15 protein-coding genes and 1 rRNA gene are annotated in these 22,412 nt (G+C 71.8%); 12 read left to right on the top strand and 4 right to left on the bottom strand.

Translation table 11 applies throughout. The annotated features are described in order from the left end of the window. Window positions 1–142 precede the first annotated feature (142 nt). From rrf to FB457_RS14690, 8 genes are all read left to right on the top strand, one after another. Window positions 143–259: ribosomal RNA gene (rrf, locus tag FB457_RS14725) — 5S ribosomal RNA — on the top strand. Window positions 260–331: 72 nt separating this feature from the next. Continuing rightward, a complete protein-coding gene (gene mtnA, locus FB457_RS14720) occupies window positions 332–1,435 on the top strand; it encodes an S-methyl-5-thioribose-1-phosphate isomerase (protein WP_145782150.1) in 1,104 nt (367 codons plus the stop codon). Window positions 1,436–1,539: 104 nt separating this feature from the next. Next, window positions 1,540–2,217 carry a two-component system response regulator MtrA gene (gene mtrA, locus FB457_RS14715; protein WP_047016058.1) on the top strand — a complete coding sequence of 226 codons (678 nt, stop codon included), beginning with the start codon at window positions 1,540–1,542 and terminating at the stop codon, window positions 2,215–2,217. Between the two features lies 1 nt (window position 2,218). Beyond that, window positions 2,219–4,246, top strand: a complete 2,028-nt coding sequence (mtrB, locus tag FB457_RS14710) for an MtrAB system histidine kinase MtrB (RefSeq protein WP_047016057.1) — start codon at window positions 2,219–2,221, stop codon at window positions 4,244–4,246. Window positions 4,247–4,268: 22 nt separating this feature from the next. Continuing rightward, entirely contained in the window at window positions 4,269–6,137 is a 1,869-nt protein-coding gene (locus tag FB457_RS14705) for an LpqB family beta-propeller domain-containing protein (RefSeq protein ID WP_486589034.1), read from the top strand. Window positions 6,138–6,352: 215 nt separating this feature from the next. After that, window positions 6,353–6,952: a type I phosphoribosyltransferase gene (locus FB457_RS14700; protein ID WP_145782167.1), complete on the top strand. Its 600-nt coding sequence runs from the start codon at window positions 6,353–6,355 to the stop codon at window positions 6,950–6,952. Window positions 6,953–7,282: 330 nt separating this feature from the next. Continuing rightward, window positions 7,283–8,002 (top strand): ribosome hibernation-promoting factor, HPF/YfiA family, encoded by a 720-nt coding sequence (gene hpf, locus FB457_RS14695; protein WP_047016054.1) that lies wholly within the window; start codon window positions 7,283–7,285, stop codon window positions 8,000–8,002. 93 nt (window positions 8,003–8,095) lie between these two features. Continuing rightward, window positions 8,096–8,815: a response regulator gene (locus tag FB457_RS14690; RefSeq protein WP_027773850.1), complete on the top strand. Its 720-nt coding sequence runs from the start codon at window positions 8,096–8,098 to the stop codon at window positions 8,813–8,815. 71 nt (window positions 8,816–8,886) lie between these two features. Here the strand turns inward: FB457_RS14690 and FB457_RS14685 are convergent, their stop codons facing one another. The 3 genes from FB457_RS14685 to FB457_RS14675 form a co-directional block, all read right to left on the bottom strand. Next, complete coding sequence (locus FB457_RS14685; protein WP_047016053.1) at window positions 8,887–10,086, bottom strand: winged helix-turn-helix domain-containing protein; 1,200 nt, start codon at window positions 10,084–10,086, stop codon at window positions 8,887–8,889. A 106-nt stretch (window positions 10,087–10,192) separates the two neighbouring features. Further along, entirely contained in the window at window positions 10,193–10,795 is a 603-nt protein-coding gene (locus tag FB457_RS14680) for a GNAT family N-acetyltransferase (RefSeq protein WP_047016052.1), read from the bottom strand. A gap of 93 nt (window positions 10,796–10,888) precedes the next feature. After that, on the bottom strand, window positions 10,889–11,491 hold the full coding sequence (locus FB457_RS14675; RefSeq protein ID WP_047016051.1) for a GNAT family N-acetyltransferase: 603 nt from the start codon (window positions 11,489–11,491) through the stop codon (window positions 10,889–10,891). Window positions 11,492–11,797: 306 nt separating this feature from the next. Between FB457_RS14675 and secA the strand changes: the two genes are divergently transcribed. Then, complete coding sequence (gene secA, locus FB457_RS14670) at window positions 11,798–14,641, top strand: preprotein translocase subunit SecA (RefSeq protein WP_047016050.1); 2,844 nt, start codon at window positions 11,798–11,800, stop codon at window positions 14,639–14,641. Between the two features lie 57 nt (window positions 14,642–14,698). Here the strand turns inward: secA and FB457_RS14665 are convergent, their stop codons facing one another. Continuing rightward, window positions 14,699–15,313, bottom strand: a complete 615-nt coding sequence (locus FB457_RS14665; RefSeq protein WP_145782148.1) for an Rv3235 family protein — start codon at window positions 15,311–15,313, stop codon at window positions 14,699–14,701. 240 nt (window positions 15,314–15,553) lie between these two features. Between FB457_RS14665 and FB457_RS14660 the strand changes: the two genes are divergently transcribed. The 3 genes from FB457_RS14660 (at window position 15,554) to FB457_RS14650 (ending at window position 22,373) form a co-directional block, all read left to right on the top strand. Continuing rightward, the gene (locus FB457_RS14660; RefSeq protein ID WP_047016048.1) at window positions 15,554–16,066 is read left to right on the top strand and encodes a DUF6912 family protein; all 513 of its coding nucleotides are present in this window, start codon (window positions 15,554–15,556) and stop codon (window positions 16,064–16,066) included. Between the two features lie 117 nt (window positions 16,067–16,183). Continuing rightward, window positions 16,184–16,837 (top strand): HAD family hydrolase, encoded by a 654-nt coding sequence (locus FB457_RS14655; protein ID WP_125935072.1) that lies wholly within the window; start codon window positions 16,184–16,186, stop codon window positions 16,835–16,837. Window positions 16,838–17,375: 538 nt separating this feature from the next. After that, a complete protein-coding gene (locus FB457_RS14650) occupies window positions 17,376–22,373 on the top strand; it encodes an NAD-glutamate dehydrogenase (protein WP_186461981.1) in 4,998 nt (1,665 codons plus the stop codon). Window positions 22,374–22,412 lie beyond the last annotated feature (39 nt).

Raw genomic sequence — 22,412 nt, 5'->3', positions numbered from 1 at the left:
TGAGGGGTGGAGGTGACCGGTACTAATAGGCCGAGGGCTTGTCCATAGCTGCTTGCGTCCACTGTGCGGGTTCTGAAACAACAACCCGCCCACACGATCTGTACCGGTCTGGTACGGGGTGTGGGGGATAGTTTCATAGTGTTTCGGTGGTCATAGCGTTGGGGAAACGCCCGGTCTCATTCCGAACCCGGAAGCTAAGCCCGACCGCGCCGATGGTACTGCATGGGGGACCGTGTGGGAGAGTAGGTCACCGCCGAACAATTCTTGGATTCAACCCCTGGGCTGCCGCCCAGGGGTTGAGTCATTTCGGGGGTCCTTGCAGACTGGGACAATGGCCGAGGAGATAGCCGCGCTTCGTTGGGAAGAGCCGTCGGACGGCAGGGACGGCCCCGCCGTCGTCCTGCTGGATCAGACGCGACTGCCCGCCGACGAGGTGGAGTTGGTCTGTGCCGACGTGCCGGCGTTGGTGCGGGCGATTCAGACGCTTGCCGTGCGGGGTGCCCCCCTGCTGGGTATTGCCGGCGCGTACGGCGTTGCGTTGGCGGCTGCGCGGGGCGATGACGTCGACCAGGCCGCCGCGCTGCTGGCCGGGGCGCGGCCTACCGCCGTGAACCTGGCGTACGGCGTACGGAAGGCGCAGGACGCCCTTCGCGCCGCCCTGGAGGCCGGGGACGGTGGTGCCGGGGCGGCCGGGGCCGCGCTTGACGAGGCGCGGCGGCTGCATGCCGATGATGCGCGGGCCAGTGCGCGGATGGCCGAGCACGGGCTGCGGCTGCTCGGCGAGCTGGTGCCCCAGGGCGGTTATCGCGTGCTCACGCACTGCAACACCGGTGCGCTGGTGTCCGGTGGCGGGGGTACGGCCCTGGCGGTGGTGCTCGCGGCGCACCGGTCCGGGGAGCTGCGGCGGCTGTGGGTGGACGAGACCCGGCCCCTGCTCCAGGGGGCGCGGCTGACCGCGTACGAGGCGGAACGGGCAGGGATGCCGTACACGCTGCTGACGGACAACGCCGCCGGCTCGCTCTTCGCGGACGGGCAGGTGGACGCGGTGATCCTGGGCGCGGACCGGATCGCGGCGGACGGGTCGGTGGCCAACAAGGTCGGGACGTATCCGCTGGCGGTGCTCGCCCGCTACCATCGGGTTCCGTTCCTCGTCGTCGCGCCGACGACGACGGTGGACTTCAGTACGCCGGAAGGCTCGGCCATCGAGGTGGAGCAGCGGGCCGGGGGCGAGGTCACGGAGTTCTCCGTGCCGTACGCCGCCGGGCCGGGTCCGGGGCAGGCCGCGGTGACCTACGCGGTCGCACCTGCGGGTACGCAGGCGTACAACCCGGCGTTCGACGTCACCCCGCCGGAGCTGGTGACCGCTGTGGTCACGGAGCGTGGGGTGGCCGCGCCGGTGACGGGGGATTCGCTCGCGGAGCTGGTTGTGCGTTGACCGTGGGTGATTTTCAGGGGAAGAGGTGCGGTCCGGCGGTAGCCGGGGCGTGACCTGGGACACGGGATTCTCTGTATGGGATGTGTAAATGGGATGATGTCGTCATGAAGGGACGCGTTCTCGTCGTCGACGACGACACCGCACTGGCCGAGATGCTCGGCATCGTGCTGCGCGGGGAAGGCTTCGAGCCGTCATTTGTCTCGGACGGTGACAGGGCTCTTGCCGCGTTTCGCGAGTCGAAGCCCGACCTGGTGCTTCTTGACCTCATGCTGCCCGGCCGGGACGGTATCGAGGTCTGCCGCCTGATCAGGGCGGAGTCTGGTGTGCCGATCGTCATGCTGACGGCGAAGAGCGACACCGTGGACGTTGTCGTGGGCCTGGAATCCGGGGCCGACGACTACATCGTCAAGCCGTTCAAGCCCAAGGAGCTGGTGGCCCGTATCCGGGCCCGGCTGCGCCGGTCGGAGGAGCCGGTGCCGGAGCAGTTGGCGATCGGCGATCTCGTGATCGACGTCGCCGGGCATTCGGTGAAGCGCGGCGGGGAGCCGATCGCGCTGACGCCGCTGGAATTCGACCTGCTGGTGGCGCTGGCACGCAAGCCGTGGCAGGTCTTCACACGCGAGGTGCTGCTGGAGCAGGTCTGGGGCTATCGGCACGCCGCCGACACGCGCCTCGTGAACGTCCACGTGCAGCGGCTGCGCTCGAAGGTGGAGAAGGACCCGGAGAAGCCGGAGATCGTGGTGACCGTCCGCGGCGTCGGCTACAAGGCGGGACCGAGCTGACGTGTTCCGCGTGCTGCCGCGGGAAGGCGTGCCCGGTGGGCCGGTGCAGCCGTTCGTCCGGTTGTGCGTGCGCTGGGTGCGCCGCCCGTTGCACATCGCGACGAAGCTGTACCGGCGGAACATCCAGTTGCGGGTGGTCGCGACCACCCTGCTGATGTCGCTGGGCGTCGTCGTGCTGCTCGGCATCGTCGTCATCGGGCAGGTCCGCAACGGCCTGCTGGAGGCGAAGCTCGGTGCCGCGCACGGGCAGGCGCAGAGCGGCTTCGCGCAGGCGGAGATACGGGGCGCGTCGGAGGAGCCCGGCAGCGGCAGCGAGGCCACGGCGCCCGTGAACTCCGCGGAGTGGCGGGCCGCCCTGGTGGAGCAGCTCATGGGCAGCGGGCAGGGCGTGGTGTCCGTCCTCGTGATGAGTTCCAGTGTGAACAACGAGGCCACCGGTTCGTCCGACAATCCGCGCGGCTCGCTCGTCTCGGACGACACGTCGGTGGACAGCATCCCGGCCGATCTGCGCGAGAAGGTCGACCGTGGCGGCGGGTCCGGGATCTACGAGCAGTACGCGCGCGTCTGGAAGCGCGGCTCGGCCGAGAGCGAGCCCTCGCTGATCATCGGCAAGCGGCTGAACGACCCGAACAACAACCCGTACCAGCTCTACTTCGTCTTCCCCTTCACCCAGGAGGAGAAGACGCTGAGCCTGGTGAAGGGGACGCTCGCGACGGCCGGTGTGTTCGTCGTGGTGCTGCTCGGGGCCATCGCCTGGCTCGTCGTACGGCAGGTGGTCACGCCCGTGCGGATGGCCGCCGGCATCGCCGAGCGGCTGGCGGCGGGGCGGCTCCAGGAGCGGATGAAGGTCAGCGGCGAGGACGACATCGCGCGGCTCGGCCAGTCGTTCAACAAGATGGCGCAGAACCTCCAGGTGAAGATCCAGCAGCTCGAAGAGCTGTCGCGGATGCAGCGCCGCTTCGTCTCCGACGTCTCGCACGAGCTGCGCACCCCGCTCACGACGGTGCGAATGGCCGCGGACGTCATCCATGAGGCGCGCGAGGACTTCGATCCGGTGACCTCGCGCTCCGCGGAGCTGCTGCTTGATCAGTTGGACAGGTTCGAGTCGCTCCTCTCCGATCTGCTGGAGATCAGCCGCTTCGACGCGGGCGCCGCAGCGCTGGACGCCGAGCCCGTCGACCTGCGGGAGATCGTGCGGCGCGTCGTGGGCGGGGCGCAGATGCTGGCGGACGCCAAGGGCGGGCGGCTGCTCGTCAAGGGCGACGAGCGGCCGGTGATCGCGGAGGTCGACGCGCGGCGCGTGGAGCGGGTGCTGCGCAATCTGGTCGTCAACGCCGTGGAGCACGGCGAGGGCCGCGATGTCGTCGTACGTCTTGGGGCCTCGGAGAGCGCGGTCGCGGTGGCGGTGCGCGACTACGGCGTGGGGCTGAAGCCCGGCGAGGCGACGCGGGTGTTCAACCGCTTCTGGCGCGCCGATCCGGCCCGTGCCCGCACCACGGGCGGGACCGGGCTCGGGCTGTCGATCTCGCTGGAGGACGCCCGGCTGCACGGCGGCTGGCTGCAGGCGTGGGGTGAGCCGGGCGGCGGGTCGCAGTTCCGGCTCACGCTGCCGCGGACGGGCGGGGAGCCGCTGCACGGCTCGCCGGTGTCCCTGGAGCCGGAGGACTCGCGGGCGCGGCGGGCGGCGCGGAAGGCGCAGGAGCCGGGCGCGGTGAGCGTGACGAAGGTCGGCGGGTCCGCGGGCGGTGAGCTGCTGGGGACCGTACCGGCGCAGGGCGGGCGGGGGACGGCCGCCGCCGCGCGGGCAGCGGCGCCGCGGCCCGCGGCGCGGGCGGAGGCGGACCCGACGGCGCTGCCGGGCAGCGGGCGGCGGGTGAGCGGCTACGCGGGGGCGGCCGACGAGGCACCGGCCGCCCGGGGCGAGGATGGGTCCGAGAACAGCTCTGAGGGCGCCCCTGAGGGGGGCGCAGACGGTGGTGAGGTCCCTAGTGAGGTCGGCGGCGAGGGGGAGCGCGGTGGTCGCGTCTAGGCGTACGGGAGGGGCCTTGGCGGTGCGCGGCCGGGGGCGCCGGACGGCGGCCCGTGCCGCGGGCGCGTACCGGCGCCGGCTGCCGGCCCGTACGCGCCGCTACGCCACCGTCGCGCTGCTCGGCGGCTCCCTGCTCCTCGCCGGCTGCGCGTCGATGCCGGACAGCGGGGGCGTGCACCAGGTGCCGCTGTCGGAGCAGCGCGAGGATCCACGCGCGCGTACGTACGCGGAGCGGCCGGAGCCCGGTGCCAGCCCCCAGCGCATCGTGTCCGACTTCCTGGAGGCCCTGCGCAGCGACGACTACGCCACCGTCGCCAAGGCGTATCTGACGAAGAAGGCGCGGACCTGGACTCCGGGCGAGACGACGGTGCTGGCCGAGGCGCCCAGGGTGTCGGAGCAGCCGACGCCCGGGCCGAAGCCCGTGAACGGCGACAGGATGACCACGGCGGTCGTCCAACTGAGCGGCGACAAGGTCGCGTGGCTCAACGACGCGGGCACGTACACGCCGGATGAGCGGGTGTACAACCTGAACATCGAGCTGTCGAAGGAGGGCGAGTCCGGGCAGTGGCGGATCGTGGATCCGCCACGGGGGCTGGTGATCAGCCGGGCGGACTTCGAGCGCACCTTCCAGTCGGCGTCGACGTACCACTTCACGGCACGCAGCAGGGACACGCTGGTGGCCGACCCCGTCTACGTACGGCGGCGGATCGACCCCGTGACGGACGCGGTGCGCACGCTGCTCGACGGGCCGGGCGGGCTGATCGGCTCGGTGACGGAGACGACGTTCCCGGAGCGCACCACGCTGGCGAGGAACCAGCGGCTGGCGGTCGACGAGGAGGGCACGCTGCGGGTGCGGCTCGCGCTGGAGACGAAGCCGGGGCTGCACACGTGCGAGCGGATGGCGGCGCAGGTGCTGCACACCGCGGAGAGCCAGGAGGGCGTGCGCGTCGACAATGTGGAGCTGCTGACGGCCAGGGACACCAAGCTGTGCGACCTGAGCGCGACGGCGGGCGAGCGGTATGCGCCGGACCGGCTGGCGCGGCATCCGTCCTCGCTGTACTTCATCGACGCCAAGAACCGGCTGGTGCGGACCTCGTCGGGGCCGGACGCGGGTGAGGCCGGGCCGGCGACGGTGATCAGCCCGCTCGGCGACGGCAAGCCGGCGATCGGTTCGGCGGCGGTGGCGCGTTCGGAGAAGAAGGCGGCCGGTGTGACGGCCACGGGGCGCGCGCTGTACGTGTCGTCGCTGGACGAGTCCTCGGCGCTGGGGGAGCCGCTGCTGACCAGCGGTGCCACCGAGGCGCAGGCCGAGCGGGGCGACGGGCTGACGGCGGCGAGCTGGGACGGGCTGGGCGACCTGTGGGTGGCCGACCGGGTCGGCGGGGAGTCGCGGCTGTACTGGATGGCGGGCGGGGCCGCGGATCCGGTGCGTATCGACGTCACGGGTCTCGAAGGGCGGATCGAGGCGCTGCGGATGTCGGCGGAGGGGGCGCGGATCGCGCTGGTCGTCAGCGAGGGGTCGGAGAGCCGGCTGGTGCTGGGGGCGGTGTCGGTGAAGGACGGCGTGCCGGTGGTGGCGCAGTTGCGCGACACGGGGGCGCTGGAGGAGGTGCGGGCCGTGTCCTGGGCGGGCGAGAGCCGGCTGCTCGTCGTGGGGCGGGAGAGCGAGGGCGTGCAGCAGATGCGGCTGGTGTCGACGGACGGGTCGGTGCCGCCGGCGGCGGAGCTGGGGCAGGGGCTGACCGGGGTGACGTCGGTGGCCGCGGCGGAGGACGGTACGAAGCCGCTGGTGGCGGCGGTGGAGGACGGGATCGTGCGGCTGCCGCAGAACGCGTACTGGAAGGCGGTGCCGGGCGGCGAGGGGGGCACGGCGCCGGTCTATCCGGGGTAGGCGGGCGCGGGTTCCGCCGCCGGGTTGTCCACAGTCGGGGCGGTTGTCCACAGGGGTCGCGGGGTGTCGGCGGCGGCGGGCAGTGTGGACGCATGCGGGGGACAGGGCGGGAACTGGCGGGGTTGATGCTGCCGGCCGGCTGCGCGGGATGCGGGGCGGGCCGGGGCGCGGGGTTGCTGTGCGCGGGGTGCGCGGCGGAGCTCACGGCGGGGGCGGTGCGGCGCGTGGTGCCGCGGCCCCGGCCGCGGGGCCTGCCTGCGGTGTATGCGGCGGTGGCGTATGCGGGCGCGGCGAGGTCCGCGCTGCTGGCCCACAAGGAGCGGGGCGCGCTGCGCCTGGCCCGCCCGCTGGGCACGGCCCTGGCGGCGGGGGTGCGGGTGTGCGGGGACGGCGGTGAGCGGGTGGTGCTCGTGCCGGTGCCGTCGGCGCGGGGAGCCGTGGTGCGGCGGGGGCACGATCCGGTGCGGCGGCTCGCGCTCGTGGCGGCGGAGCGGCTGCGGCGGGGCGGGATACGGGCGGAGCTGCTGCCGGTGCTGCGGCAGCGGCGGGCGGTGGCCGATCAGGCGGGGCTGAGCGCGGTGGCGCGGCAGCGGAACGTCTCGGGGGCGCTGGAGGTGGTGCGCTGTGGTGCGCTGCGGTTGCGCGCGCCCGGGTGCCGGGTGGTGCTCGTCGACGACGTGCTGACGACGGGAGCGTCCCTCGCGGAGGCGGCGCGGGCCGTGCGCGCGGCAGGCTGCCGTGGCGGGCTGGCGGCGGCCGTCGTGGCCGCGCCGCGCGACGCGTTCGAAGCCGGTCGCGCGTGTCCGCTCCCTTGACTGCAATCTTACGTTTCCGCAGGTAGAAAGGAGGTATAAGCACCTGATCGGACTACAGTCGTCTCAGGGGGTGCCGCAGCATCTCAGGCGAGCTATGTTCGATTGTGAGGAGGCTGTGAGAACAGTGGATGGGCCGAATCCGCTGGATCCGGTGGGGTGTCGATCTTGTCAGTGGGGGAGGAGGAGGTGAAAGCCGGCCCTCCGTGACCAGGGGGACCGGCGGCAGAGAACCCCGAGGCTCCGGCACGAACCGGGGCCCGAGCGCACCAAGGGACCGGCTTCGCCCGTCAGCTCAGCGGTACGCGGAGCCGTTCCAGAACGGAGTTCTGCGTGGACATCGTCGTCAAGGGCCGCAAGACCGAGGTTCCCGAGCGGTTTCGTCGGCATGTGGCCGAGAAGCTGAAGCTGGACAAGATCCAGAAGTTCGACGGCAAGGTGATCAGCCTTGATGTCGAGGTGTCCAAGGAGCACAACCCGCGGCTGGCCGACCGCTGCGACCGGGTGGAGATCACAGTTCATTCCCGGGGGCCCGTGGTGCGCGCCGAGGCGGCCGCGGCCGACCCGTACGCAGCCCTGGACCTGGCGACCGCCAAGCTGGAGGCGAGGCTGCGCAAGCAGCACGACAAGCGCAAGACCAGGCGGCCCGGGAAGGACCGCCGGACGGCCGCGGAGGTGGGCGAGGTCGTCGCGCACGCGGCGCAGCTCACCGACGACGGGGAGCTGATGACCCCGTCGATGGAGACGATCGCGGAGGGCGAGCCGCTGGAGAGCGGCTCCCGGCGCCACCGCCGCGGCCCGCTGGAGGTGGACGGCGACGGCCCGCTCGTGGTGCGGGAGAAGACCCACGCCGCCCCGCCGATGACGCTGGACCAGGCGCTCTACGAGATGGAACTCGTGGGGCACGACTTCTATCTCTTCGTCGACTCCGACAAGAAACTGCCCAGCGTTGTCTACCGCAGGCACGCATATGACTATGGCGTGATCCACCTCGACCCGTATCTGATCGAGGAGTCGCTGCCCGACGGTGCAGGGGGCGCTCTGGGCGGCTGAAAGGCGACGGTAGGCGGGCGGCGGGGGCGTCACCCCGCCGCCCGGTCGTGAAATCATGTGCGCGCACGGCAATGTCGGTGCCTGGGGGCAAGCGTGGCGGAGTTCGAGCTGAGCGGAGCTGGTGAGCCGAAGGCGACGGTCGGTCCCCGGGAGGAGCCGATCCGCGTCCTCGTCGTGGACGACCATGAGCTCTTCCGCCGCGGCTTGGAGATCGTCCTCGCGCAGGAGGAGGACATTCAGGTCGTCGGCGAGGCGGGTGACGGCGCCGAGGCCGTGGACAAGGCCGCCGATCTCCTTCCCGACATCGTGCTGATGGACATCCGGATGCCGCGGCGCAGCGGCATCGAGGCGTGCACGGCCATCAAGGAAGTCGCCCCCAGTGCGAAGATCATCATGCTGACGATCAGCGACGAGGAAGCCGACCTCTACGACGCGATCAAGGCGGGCGCGACCGGCTATCTGCTCAAGGAGATCTCCACCGACGAGGTCTCCACCGCGATCCGCGCCGTGGCGGACGGGCAGTCGCAGATCAGCCCGTCGATGGCGTCGAAGCTGCTGACCGAGTTCAAGTCGATGATCCAGCGCACCGACGAGCGGCGGCTCGTGCCGGCACCGCGGCTGACCGACCGCGAGCTGGAAGTGCTCAAGCTCGTGGCCACCGGGATGAACAACCGCGACATCGCCAAAGAGCTGTTCATCAGCGAGAACACGGTGAAGAACCACGTGCGCAACATCCTGGAGAAGCTGCAGTTGCACTCCCGGATGGAAGCCGTCGTCTACGCGATGCGCGAGAAGATCCTCGAAATCCGCTGACGCCCCACCGGCACCGAGGCGGCGCCCGGACCCCCGCACGCATGATGCCGCGGGGCCCGGCGGCCGGGGCTTCAGCCCGCGGCCACGGCCTTCTCCGCCGCCCGCGCGAGCGGTGTGTGCAGCTCAGGCGGGCTGACCCGCTCCACCCGCACCGACTGCGCGCCGACCCAGGTCGCCGCCTCCGCGAGCGCCGCCGCCGTGGGCTCCACGGCCTTCGCCGGCGTGACGCCGTTCGGCCGGTCCGCGCCGAGCGTCACCTGGCGCGCGACGAGCGTGTTCCCCTCGCGCCCCGGGTCGACCCGGCCGACGAGCCTGCCGCCGGCGAGCACCGGCATGGCGAAATACCCGTGTATCCGCTGGGGCTTCGGCACGTACGCCTCCAGCCGGTGCGTCAGTCCGAAGATCCGCTCCGTCCGCGGCCGGTCCCAGATCAGGGAGTCGAACGGGGAGAGCAGCGTCGTCCTGTGCCGCCCCCGCGGGGCGTCTGCCAGCGCCTCCGGGTCGGCCCACGCCGGCTTGCCCCACCCCTCGACCTCCACCTCGACCAGCTCCGTGTCCCCCAGGACGGCGGCGACCTGCTCGCCCTTGAGACGGTGATAATCAGCCAGGTCCGCGCGCGTGGCCACGCCGAGGGCCCGGCCCGCCTGGGCGACGAGCCGGCGCATGCACTCCTCGTCCGGCACATCGTCGTGGAACAGGGCGTCCGGGACGGCGCGTTCCGCCAGGTCGTACACCCGCTTCCAGCCCCGCCGGGCCGTGACGACGACCTCGCCGGCGTCGAGCAGCGTCTCCACCGCGATCTTCGTCTCCGACCAGTCCCACCACGGGCCGCCCTTCTTCGCCCCGCCCAGATCCGTGGAGGTCAGCGGCCCTTCGGCGCGCAGCCGGTCCACGACGGCGGCGCGGGAGCCCTCCGGGTCCTGCAGCCGGTGCCAGCGATAGCCGCGGGCGCGGCGGTCCCGGCGGCGGAAGGCGAACAGCGGCCACTCCTCGATGGGCAGGATGCAGGCCGCATGCGACCAGTACTCGAACGCGGTCGTCCCCGACCAGTACGCCGACTCCACGGCCTCGCGGCCGATGGCGCCCAGGCGTGCGTACGGCACCAGCTCGTGGGACCGGGCGAGCACCGAGATCGTGTCCAACTGCACCGCGCCCAGCCGCCGCAGGACCCCGCGGGCACCTGCGCGGCGGTCGGGCGCGCCGAGCAGCCCCTGGGCGCGCAGGGCGATACGGCGGGCGTCGTCGGCGGAGAGAGACACTTTCGTGGTCATGCCGGCGAGCCTAGAGGCTGCCACTGACAACCCCGTCCGGGAGCCCTGTCCGGCACCCCGGCCTGCGCCTCCTGCTGCCCCGGAGCCCGGCCCGCCCGCCTGCGGGTCAGTCCGCCGTCCGCGCCGGATAGGTCGCAGGTGCCCCGTACGGCACCTGCGGGGCCAGGCCCAGGTCCGACGGCAGCAGCGACGCCACCCAGGCGTCCCGCCGCACGCCCTGGTGGATGATCCGCGAGCGCAGCACGCCCTCCATCGTGAAGCCGGCCTTGCGCGCCACCGACCGCGACCCCTCGTTCCCCACCTGCGCCAGCCACTCCAGCCGGTCCGCGCCCAGCTCCGTGAACGCCCAGCGGGCCAGGGCCGCCACCGCCTCGCCCGCATACCCGTGCCCGCGGTGCCCGGGGGCGGTCCAGAAGCCGACCGAGCGGACCCGCTCCTCCGGCCCGGCCGTCCGCCCGACGCCCGCCGAGCCCACCAGCGCGCCGCTCTCCAGGTCGGTGAGAACCAGGTCGTACTGCCGGTCCTCGCGCCAGCCGGCGGGGATGATCTTCAGTACATACTCCTCCGCGTGCTCCCGCTCGTACGGCGACGGGACCGGCAGCCAGCGCTGGATGCCGGGGTCCTGGCAGGCGGCCAGGACGGCGTCGACGTCACCGGGCTCCGCGGGGCGGAGCAGCAGGCGCTCGGTGACCAGCGTGATCGGGTCCATGGGGAAGATTGTCCGCTTCCCGGGCGGGCCGCGCCAGCAGCACAGTTGGACACCCCGTGCGCTTTCGGGCACTCATGGCTACGGCTGCGGCCGCTACTGCGGCGACTGTTGCGGCTGTGCCGGCAGATACGGCAGCCGCGACTCCAGCCCCAGGTCCGAGGGGAGCAGCGACCCCACCCAGGCGTCGCGCCGCGTGCCGTGGTTGACGAACCACGAGCGCAGCGTGCCCTCCATCGTGAACCCCGCCCGGAGCGCCACCGCCCGCGACGGCTCGTTGCCCACCTCGGCGAACCACTCCACCCGGTCGATGCCGACCTCCGTGAACGCCCACCGCACCACGGCCGCCACCGCCTCCGCCGTGTACCCCCGCCGCCGCTGCTCCGGCGCCGTCCAGTACCCGAGCTCCGCGACCCGCTCCGCGTGCCGCGACGGCGTGAATCCGACGAGCCCCATCGAGCCCACCAGTGCCCCGCCGTCGCGGGTGAAGACGCCGAAGTTGTACATGGTGTCCTCGCGCCAGCCCGCCGGGCCGATCTTGAGGACGAAGTCCTCCGCGTGCCCGCGCCCGTACGGCGACGGTACGCGCGTCCAGCGCTGCACGTCCGGGTCCTGGCAGGCGGCCAGGACGGCGTCGACGTCGCCGGCTTCCATGGGCCGCAGCAGCAGCCGGTCGGTGTCCAGTGTGACGGGTTCCATTCACGGATTCTCCGCCCGTGCCCCCCGCCCCGCCACGGCTTTTCCGCCCCGCCACCCCCGCGTGCACCCGCCCGTCACTGCGGCCTCTCGCGGCCTTTGCGGCACTTTCCGCGGGGTTCGGGCGTTGACACGTACGGTGACGGCACCTAACGTCCCTGGGCTGGACCTCCCGGGGCGCCCGCGTCCTCGCATACGATGGCCGGTGCGGCCGTGGGCTCCGCGAGGCCCGAGAGGAGCCCCAGAGGACAGGGGCCGCACCAGCGCACCCGACCGTGCCAGGCCCGACCGGCAAGGAGCCAGCCCAAAGTGTCCGTCTTCGGAAAGATCATGCGCGCAGGCGAAGGAAAGATCCTGCGCAAGCTCAACCGCATCGCGGACCAGGTCAACTCCATCGAAGAGGACTTCACCAACCTCTCCGATGCCGAGCTGCGCGCACTGACCGAGGAATACAAGCAGCGCTACGAGGACGGCGAGTCCCTCGACGATCTCCTGCCCGAGGCGTTCGCCACCGTGCGCGAGGCGGCCCACCGCATCCTCGGCGAGCGGCACTACGACGTCCAGATCATGGGCGGCGCGGCGCTGCACGAGGGCTATGTGGCCGAGATGAAGACGGGCGAGGGCAAGACCCTGGTCGGCACCCTGCCCGCGTATCTGAACGCGATCTCGGGCAAGGGCGTGCACATCGTCACGGTCAACGACTACCTCGCCCAGCGTGACTCCGAGTGGATGGGCCGCGTCCACCGCTTCCTGGGTCTGTCGGTCGGCTGCATCCTCGCGAACATGCCGCCGGCGCAGCGCCGCGAGCAGTACAAGTGCGACATCACCTACGGGACGAACAACGAGTTCGGCTTCGACTACCTCCGCGACAACATGGCGTGGTCGAAGGACGAGCTGGTGCAGCGCGGCCACAACTTCGCGATCGTCGACGAGGTCGACTCCATCCTCATCGACGAGGCCCGTACGCCACTGATCATCTCCGGCCCCGCCGACCAGGCCACCAAGTGGTACGCCGACTTCGCCAAGCTCGTCACCCGGCTCTCCAAGGGCGAGCCGGGCGACCCGCGCCTGGGCAAGCAGGAGACCGGCGACTACGACGTGGACGAGAAGAAGCGGACCGTCGCCATCCATGAGGCGGGCGTCGCCAAGGTGGAGAACTACCTGGGCATCGACAACCTCTACGAGTCCGTGAACACGCCCCTGGTCGGCTATCTCAACAACGCCATCAAGGCCAAGGAGCTCTTCAAGAAAGACAAGGACTACGTCGTCATGAACGGCGAAGTCATGATCGTCGACGAGCACACGGGCCGTATCCTCGCCGGACGCCGCTACAACGAGGGCATGCACCAGGCGATCGAGGCCAAAGAGGGCGTCGACATCAAGGACGAGAACCAGACGCTCGCCACGATCACCCTGCAGAACTTCTTCCGCCTCTACAAGCGCCACGACCGCGACGGCAAGGAGCTGCCGGGCCTGGCCGGCATGACCGGTACGGCCATGACCGAGGCCGCCGAGTTCCAGCAGATCTACAAGCTCGGTGTGGTGCCCATCCCCACCAACCGGCCGCTGGCGCGCATGGACCAGTCCGACCTGATCTACCGGACCGAAGAGGCGAAGTTCAACGCCGTCGTCGACGACATCGAGGAGAAGTACAAGAAGGGCCAGCCGGTGCTGGTCGGCACGACCTCGGTGGAGAAGTCCGAGTACCTCTCACAGCAGCTCAGCAAGCGCGGCGTGCAGCACGAGGTGCTCAACGCCAAGCAGCACGACCGCGAGGCCATCATCGTCGCCCAGGCCGGCCGCCGGGGCGCGATCACCGTCGCCACGAACATGGCCGGCCGCGGCACCGACATCAAGCTCGGCGGCAACCCCGACGACCTCGCCGAGGCCGACCTGCGCCAGCAGGGCCTGGACCCGGTCGAGCACGCCGAGCAGTGGGCGGCGGCGCTGCCGGCCGCGCTGGAGAAGGCGGAGGCGGCGGTCAAGGCCGAGTACGAGGAGGTCAAGGATCTCGGCGGGCTGTACGTGCTGGGCACCGAGCGGCACGAGTCGCGGCGCATCGACAATCAGTTGCGCGGCCGCTCCGGCCGCCAGGGCGACCCCGGCGAGTCCCGCTTCTATCTCTCCCTCGGCGACGACCTGATGCGCCTCTTCAAGGCGCAGTTGGTGGAGCGCGTCATGTCGATGGCCAACGTGCCGGACGACGTGCCGATCGAGAACAAGATGGTCACCCGCGCCATCGCCTCCGCCCAGTCGCAGGTCGAGCAGCAGAACTTCGAGACGCGCAAGAACGTCCTGAAGTACGACGAGGTCATGAACCGCCAGCGCGAGGTCATCTACGGCGAGCGCAAGCGGGTGCTGGAGGGCGAGGACCTGCACGAGCAAGTGCGTCACTTCATGGACGACACCATCGACGCCTACATCCAGGCCGAGACCGTCGAGGGCTTCGCCGAGGAGTGGGACCTCGACCGGCTGTGGCGGGCCTTCAAGCAGCTCTACCCCGTCTCCGTGACGGTCGAGGAGCTGGAGGAGGCCGCGGGCGACCGGGCGGGCATCACGCCCGAGTTCATCGAGGACATGGTCAAGGAGGACGTCCGCGCGCAGTACGAGAAGCGCGAGGAGCAGCTCGGCTCGGAGATCATGCGCGAGCTGGAGCGCCGGGTCGTGCTGTCGGTGCTGGACCGCAAGTGGCGTGAGCACCTCTACGAGATGGACTACCTCCAGGAGGGCATCCAGCTCCGCGCGATGGCGCAGAAGGACCCGCTGGTGGAGTTCCAGCGCGAGGGCTTCGACATGTTCAACGCCATGATGGACGGCATCAAGGAGGAGTCCGTCGGCTACCTGTTCAACCTGGAGGTCCAGGTCGAGCAGCAGGTCGAGGAGGTCCCGGTGCAGGACGCGGCGCCCGCCGACGCCGCGCCGCAGGACGCGGCCCCGGCCCCGGCGATCCTCGCCAAGGGCCTCGACCAGCCGCAGCGCCCCGACCGGCTGCACTTCTCCGCCCCCACGGCGGAGGGCGGCGTCGAGGAGGGCGAGCTGGCCACCGACGGCGCCCAGTCCGCCACCTCCGGCGGCTCGGGCGACGGCCGCACCCGCGCGGAGCGCCGCCGGGCCCAGAAGGGCGGCTCGAAGGGCAAGCGGCGTAAGAAGTGATGCGGTAGTACGTCACCGCGCGGCGGGGCCGGTCCGCAAGGACCGGCCCCGCCGTCGTCATGCGCGGTCCCGCTCCGGGCTCGGGGCCATCTCGACCGCGGCGCAGCGCCAGCGGTGGTCGGGGCCCAGTTCCAGGCGGAAGGCCAGGGCGCGGAGCCGGTCGCCCACGGCGATGCGGGCGAAGCCCTCGATGGCGTCGGGTGCGGGGCGGCAGTAGCCGCAGGCCCGCAGCTCCGGGCGGGGGCCGTCGCGCAGGGGCAGGTCGTCGGCGAACGCGGCGAGTTGGTCGTAGGCGCGGCCGGTGGTGTGGCCGAGGAGCCAGTGCATCGGCCGCTGGCCGCTGAGCGCGAGCATCAGCCGTTCGGCGAACCACTCGTGCGGGCGCAGCTCCCCCGCCCGGTGGCGCGCGGGCGGGCGCCCGGGGCGGCGGGTGTCGCGCCGGCTCGGCGGTGCGGTACGGCCGCGGGGCCGCCGGGGTTTCGCCCGCGGCGGCCGGCGGGCGGGGCTCCGGCCGCGTGCCGCGTCGCATGCCGCGTCGTACGGCGACCCGGGCGCCGGTTCGTGTGATGGGCCGGCCGCGGTGCCCCCGCTTCGTTCGTCCCCGGTCGCCGTGCCGGCGGCCGGCTCGTTCCGCTCCGGCCCGCCTTCGGGCCGGGTGCGTGTGGTCGTCACGCTGTCACCCCCGTGATGCGTGTGGTTCGCGATGCCCGAAGGTCTACCGGCGCCGCTCGCCACTCCGCAACGTCCGCCGCCCCTCGCCGGGCTGCCGGAGGATTCACCGATCCAGGTGACCCGCCCGCTCCGGCGCCCGGCCGTGGCCCGTCCCGCCTGCGACGGGCGTCGCACACGGTGCCGTCGCCACGGGCCCGGGCAACCCACTCGGACGGGGGACCGCCGCCGTATAGTTCGCCCATGCGCGTGTACGTCCCCCTGACCCTGCCCGGCCTGGCGCGGGCGCACGAGGCCGGTGAGCTGGGCCCGGCGCCGCTGGTGGCCTACGCCGTGACCCCGGCGCTGCGCGAGTGGTACGTCTCGGACAACCTCGAAGAACTGGAGTACGCGGCCCTCACCCGCGCCGCCCAGGCGTCGCTGCGGCTGCTGGCGATCGCCCCCGCCCCCGGTGCCCCGCCGCGCCGGGTCGTGGTCGCGGTGGAGCTGCCCGAGAGCGCCGCGGCGGCCGACCCCGATCGGGGGATGGACCCGGCGGCGATCGGGGAGGTGCGGGTCGCGGCGGCCGTACCGCTGAAGCTGGCGGCGGCGGTGCACGTGGACGCGGACGACGCGGCGGCGGACGTCGCGGCGGCGGTGGCCGCGCTGGGCGCCGCGGACGCCGGGGACGACGACGCGCGGTTCACGGTCGACGGCGCGGAGGACCACGAGCTGCTCTGGTACGGCGTACAGGAGATCGGGAACCTCGTCGGCTGAGCCGCCGGACCGACCGGACCGACCGAACCGACCGGACGGCAGAGTCGGCCGGGACGGCAGGGGCCGCCAGCGCGGCTCTCCGGCCCGGTTGTCAGACCGGCCGGTTACCGTTCTGGGGTGCGAACACACCTCGTCTGGGACTGGAACGGCACTCTCTTCCACGACATCCACGCGGTGATAGAGGCGACGAACGCCTCCTTCACCGAGCTGGGCCTGCCGCCGATCACGCTCGAGCGCTATCGCGAGCTGTACTGCGTTCCGGTGCCGCGGTTCTACGAGCGGCTGATGGGCCGGCTGCCGACGGCCGAGGAGTGGGAGATCATGGACGAGACCTTCCACCGGCACTACTGGGTGCGCGCCGAGGAGGCCGCCCTCGCCGACGGCGCGGCGGAGCTGCTGGCGCAGCGGCGGGCCGCGGGGCAGACGCAGTCGCTGTGCTCCCTCGCGCCGCACGAGCAACTGCTGCCGATAGTGCGTTCGCACGGCATCGCGGACCACTTCGTCCGGATCGACGGCCGCACCGGCCCGTCCGACAGCGGGAAGGCGACGCACATGGTGCGCCACCTCGGCGCGCTCCAGGGCATAGACCCGGCCCGTACGGTCGTGATCGGGGACGCGGTGGACGACGCCGTGGCAGCGCGGCACGCGGGGGTACGGGCCGTGCTCTACACCGGCGGTTCGCACAGCCGCGCGAGCCTGGAGGCCGCGGGCGTCCCGGTGGTGGACAGCCTGGCGGAGGCGGTCGCGGCGGCGGACGAACTGGCGGCGTAACACGCCCCGGGCGGCCCGTCCGGCCCCTGGTTCCACCGCTCGTTCGTACGCTCCGGTGGTGACGTTCGCCACCTCCCGGCTCACCGGACCCCGCGGGGCGATACGGAAGGTTTTAGTCCAGGTGAAGGACGCTCCGCAGGCTGGAGAAGCTGTGCGGATCGTCAAAGAACGGGGGCTGCGTTTGTACACATTCGGCCGTGGACGGCGCCTGGCCCCCAGGGGATAGCCTGGTGGGCGTGATCAGCCCGATATCTCATGGGGGCGACGGAGGCGGGGCCCGCGGGGCCACCACCGCGCCCCTCCCGGCGTCGGTCGGCGCCGGGGACCCCGACCGGGGGACGGCTGATCGGCGAAACCGGTGCCGCCGCCCGATGATGGCCGGAAGCGGACCGGTGCGTTTCCCGTTCCGGCACGATGCCGCGCAGGGCCCGGAGGCATCCGGGCCGCGGTGCCGTGCCCGCTCGTCAGCAAGGGCCGGGGAACACTCCCGGCCCACAAGAACCGTCACGCAACGGCGCGCGACAGGAGCCTGAGGACCATGCAGATCAAGCTGGCTGAAGCCAAGAACGAGCTGCTCGCGCGCGCCGCGCGGGTGGACGGGACGGGTGAGGGGGGATTGCCTCCCGAGACCCTCGACGCGTACCTCCAGCGCTATTACCTGCATACCGCGCCCGAGGATCTGCTCGGCCGTGACCCCGTCGACGTTTTCGGCGCCGCCCTCTCCCACTACCGCCTGGCCCAGAACCGTCCGCAGGGCACCGCCAACGTGCGCGTGCACACGCCCACGGTCGAGGAGAACGGCTGGACGTCCAGTCACAGCGTCGTTGAGGTAGTAACGGACGATATGCCGTTTTTGGTGGACTCTGTCACCAATGAGCTGTCTCGCCAGGGACGCGGCATTCATCTGGTGATCCACCCGCAGATCGTCGTCCGCCGGAATGTCACCGGCAAGCTGCTGGAGGTCCTGGACGCCGGCCGCGACCCGAACGCCTCGCCGCCGTACGCCCGCGGCCTCGAAGACCTGCCGCACGACGCCGTCATCGAGTCCTGGATCCACGTCGAGATCGACCGCGAGTCCGACCGCGCGGACCTCAAGCAGATCACCGCCGATCTGATGCGCGTGCTCTCCGACGCCCGCGAGGCCGTCGAGGACTGGCAGAAGATGCGCGACTCCGCCCTGCGCATCGCCGACGACCTCGACGAGGAGCCGCTGCCGGACGACATGCCCACGCAGGAGGTAGAGGAGGCCAGGGAGCTGCTGCGCTGGCTCGCCGCCGACCACTTCACCTTCCTGGGCTACCGGGAGTACCGCCTGACGGTCAACAGCGACGGCGAGGAGCTGACCGCCGTCCCCGGTACCGGCCTCGGCATCCTCCGCGCCGACCCGTCGCACGCCGCGTTCGCCAAGGACGACGGCAAGCCGCAGCCCGCCTCCGAGTCCTTCCACCGGCTGCCCGCCGACGTCCGCGCCAAGGCCCGCGAGCACCGCATGCTGGTCCTCACCAAGGCCAACAGCCGCGCCACCGTGCACCGCCCGGCCTACCTCGACTACGTCGGCGTGAAGAAGTTCGACGCCGAAGGCAACGTCGTCGGCGAGCGGCGCTTCCTCGGCCTCTTCTCCTCCGCCGCGTACACCGAGTCCGTACGCCGCGTGCCCGTCGTCCGCCGCAAGGTCGCCGAGGTCCTCAGCCGGGCCGGCTTCACGCCCAACAGCCACGACGGCCGCGACCTGCTGCAGATCCTGGAGACGTACCCGCGCGACGAGCTGTTCCAGATCCCCGTCGCGGAGCTGCAGTCCATCGTCATCAGCGTGCTGTACCTCCAGGAGCGCCGCCGGCTGCGGCTGTTCCTCCGGCAGGAGGAGTACGGGCGCTACTATTCGGCGCTCGTCTACCTGCCGCGCGACCGCTACACCACCTCCGTGCGGCTGCGGCTCGTCGACATCCTCAAGGAGGAGCTGGGCGGCACCTCCGTCGACTTCACCGCCTGGAACACCGAGTCGGTCCTGTCCCGGCTGCACTTCGTCGTCCGCGTCGACCCCGGCACCGGGCTGCGCGAGCTGACCGAGACCGACGTCCACCGCATCGAGAACCGCCTCGCGGACGCCTCCCGCTCCTGGAACGACGGCTTCACCGAGGCGCTGGTCGCCGAGTTCGGCGAGGAGCGCGCCGCCGAGCTGGCGCACCGCTACGCCGGCGCCTTCCCCGAGGGCTACAAGGAGGACTTCGCGCCCCGCGCCGCCGTCTCCGACCTCCAGCACTTCGAGAAGCTCAGCTCGCGCGGCGGCACCGCCGAGTTCGCCCTCAGCCTCTACGAGCCGGTGGGCGCCGCGCCCAACGAGCGCCGGCTGAAGGTGTACGGGGCGGGCGCGCCCTTCTCGCTCACCCGCGTGCTGCCCGTGCTGCACAACCTCGGCGTCGAGGTCACCGAGGAGCGGCCGTACGTGCTGCGCTGCGGCGGCGGGCTCACCGACGCGTGGGTCTCGGACTTCGGCCTGCAGTTCCCGCCGTCGCAGAACGGCGGTGGCCTGGAGGTCGGCGAGGACGCGCGCGAGCGCTTCCAGGAGACGTTCGCCGCGGTGTGGAACGGCGAGGCGGAGGACGACGGGCTCAACTCCCTCGTGCCCGTCGCCGGGCTGACGTGGCGGCAGGCGATGGTGCTGCGCGCGTACGCCCGCTATCTCCGCCAGGCCGGCTCGAAGTTCAGCCCGGCGTACATGGAGGACACCCTCCGGACCAACGTGCACACCACCCGGCTGCTGGTGAGCCTCTTCGAGGCGCGCATGGCGCCGGAGCGGCAGCACGCCGGGCGGGAGTTGACGGACGGCATCCTGGAGGAGCTGAACGGCGCGCTGGACCAGGTGGCCTCGCTCGACGAGGACCGCATCCTGCGCTCGTTCCTCACCGCCATCCAGGCCACGCTGCGGACCAACTACTTCCAGCACGACGGCGACGGGAAGTCCTGGCACTCGTACCTGTCGCTGAAGCTCGACCCGCAGGCCATCCCCGGCCTCCCCGAGCCGCGCCCCGAGTACGAGATCTGGGTGTACTCACCGCGCGTCGAGGGCGTGCACCTGCGCTTCGGCAAGGTCGCGCGCGGCGGGCTGCGCTGGTCCGACCGGCGCGAGGACTTCCGCACCGAGATCCTGGGCCTGGTCAAGGCGCAGGAGGTGAAGAACACCGTCATCGTCCCGGCCGGCGCCAAGGGCGGCTTCGTCGGCAAGCGGCTGCCGGACCCGTCGGCGGACCGGGACGCCTGGCTGGCCGAAGGCATCGCCTGCTACAAGACGTTCATCTACGGCATGCTCGACATCACCGACAACCTCGTCGGCGGCGAGGTCGTGCACCCCAAGAACGTCGTCCGGCACGACGAGGACGACACGTACCTGGTCGTCGCCGCCGACAAGGGCACCGCGACCTTCTCCGACATCGCCAACGAGGTCGCCGTCTCGTACGACTTCTGGCTCGGCGACGCGTTCGCCTCCGGCGGCTCCGCGGGCTACGACCACAAGGGCATGGGCATCACCGCCCGCGGCGCCTGGGAGTCGGTGAAGCGGCACTTCCGCGAGCTGGGCGTGGACTGCCAGACGGAGGACTTCACCGCCGTCGGCATCGGCGACATGTCGGGTGACGTCTTCGGCAACGGGATGCTGCTCAGCGAGCACACCCGGCTGATCGCCGCGTTCGACCACCGGCACATCATCATCGACCCCGACCCGGACCCGGCCGTCTCCTACGCCGAGCGCCGCCGGCTCTTCGAGCTGCCGCGCTCCTCCTGGGAGGACTACGACACCCGCAAACTCTCCGACGGCGGCGGGGTGTTCTCCCGCAAGGCCAAGGCGATCCCGGTGAACGCGAAGATGCGCCGGGCGCTCGGCATCCGCGACGGCGCCGCGAAGATGACGCCCGCCGAGCTGATGAAGGCGATCCTCCAGGCACCGGTCGACCTGCTGTGGAACGGCGGCATCGGCACGTACGTGAAGTCCTCGGCGGAGGCCCAGGCCGACGCGGGCGACCGGGCGAACGACGCGATCCGGGTGGACGGCGTCGACGTACGGGCGCGGATCGTCGGCGAGGGCGGCAACCTCGGGCTGACGCAGCTCGGCCGGATCGAGTTCGCGCGGTTCGGCGGCCCGGACGGCAGGGGCGGCAAGATCAACACCGACGCGATCGACAACAGCGCGGGTGTGGACACGTCCGACCACGAAGTGAACATCAAGATCCTGCTCAACCAGGTCATCGGCGACGGCGACATGACCGTCAAGCAGCGCAACAAGCTGCTGGGGGAGATGACCGACGAGGTCGCCGCGCTGGTGCTGCGCAACAACTACGCGCAGAACACCGCCCTGGCCAACGCCGTCGCGCAGGCCCCCAGCCTGCTCCAGGCCCACCACCGGTACATGCGCAAGCTGGGCAAGGAGGGCGCGCTCGACCGCGACCTGGAGTTCCTGCCCGGCGAGAAGCAGGTGCGCGAGCGCCTCACCGCGGGTCTGGGCCTCACCCAGCCCGAGCTTGCGGTGCTGCTGGGCTACACGAAGATCACCGCGGCGGAGGACCTGGTCGCCACCGGGCTGCCCGACGACCCGTACCTGGAGCGGCTGCTGTTCGCGTACTTCCCGCAGCCGCTGCGCGACCGCTTCCCCGACCAGATCCGCGCGCACGCGCTGCGCCGCGAGATCGTCACCACCGTACTGGTCAACGACACGGTCAACACCGGCGGTACGACGTTCGTGCACCGGCTGAAGGAGGAGACGGGCGCGTCGACCGAGGAGATCGTACGGGCGCACACCGCGGCCCGCGCGATCTTCCACCTCGGCGACTTCTGGGACGAGGTCGAGACCCTCGACAACGTCATCGCCGCCGACGTCCAGACCCGTATCCGGCTGCACTCCCGCCGGCTGGTCGAGCGCGCCACCCGCTGGCTGCTCAACAACCGGCCGCAGCCGCTGCAACTGAGCGAGACGATCGACTTCTTCAGCGAGCGCATCGGGCAGGTCTGGGCGGCGCTGCCGAAGCTGCTGCGCGGCACGGACCTGGAGTGGTACGAGCGCAACCAGAACGAGCTGACCGACAACGGCGTCCCGGCCGAGCTGGCGCAGCGGGTCGCCACGTTCTCGGCGGCGTTCCCGGCGATGGACATCGTGGCCGTCGCCGACCGCGCTCGACACGAGCCCCTAGGTGTCGCGGAGGTCTACTACGACCTCGGCGACCGCCTGCACATCAGCAACCTGATGGACCGCATCGTGGAGCTGCCGCGGGCCGACCGGTGGCAGTCCATGGCCCGCGCGGCGATCCGCGAGGACCTGTACGCGGCGCACGCGCTGCTCACCGCGGCGGTGCTGTCGGCGGAGCCGGAGGCGGAGGTCGAGGCGATCACGCCGGAGCTGCGGTTCAAGACCTGGGAGGCGAAGAACGCGGCGATCCTGGGGCGGGCGCGCAGCACGCTGGAGGAGATCCAGGGATCGGAGTCGTTCGACCTGGCGAACCTGTCGGTGGCGATGCGGACCATGCGCACGCTGCTGCGGACGAACCGGTAGGAGGACGGCGGCGCGGGGCGTTGCTCGAAGTCCGGGGCG

The sequence above is a fragment of the Streptomyces sp. CNZ287 genome, from assembly GCF_007827615.1.
This window is presented reverse-complemented; position numbering and strand designations above follow the sequence as displayed.

Excerpts from the sequence above, each read along its gene's own strand:
- mtnA (WP_145782150.1), top strand. The coding sequence starts at position 332 with ATGGCCGAGGAGATAGCCGCGCTTCGTTGGGAAGAGCCGTCGGACGGC.
- FB457_RS14650 (WP_186461981.1), top strand. The coding sequence starts at position 17,376 with ATGCAGATCAAGCTGGCTGAAGCCAAGAACGAGCTGCTCGCGCGCGCC.
- FB457_RS14660 (WP_047016048.1), top strand. The coding sequence starts at position 15,554 with ATGCGCGTGTACGTCCCCCTGACCCTGCCCGGCCTGGCGCGGGCGCAC.
- mtrA (WP_047016058.1), top strand. The coding sequence starts at position 1,540 with ATGAAGGGACGCGTTCTCGTCGTCGACGACGACACCGCACTGGCCGAG.
- FB457_RS14680 (WP_047016052.1), bottom strand. The coding sequence starts at position 10,795 with ATGGACCCGATCACGCTGGTCACCGAGCGCCTGCTGCTCCGCCCCGCG.
- FB457_RS14685 (WP_047016053.1), bottom strand. The coding sequence starts at position 10,086 with ATGACCACGAAAGTGTCTCTCTCCGCCGACGACGCCCGCCGTATCGCC.
- FB457_RS14675 (WP_047016051.1), bottom strand. The coding sequence starts at position 11,491 with ATGGAACCCGTCACACTGGACACCGACCGGCTGCTGCTGCGGCCCATG.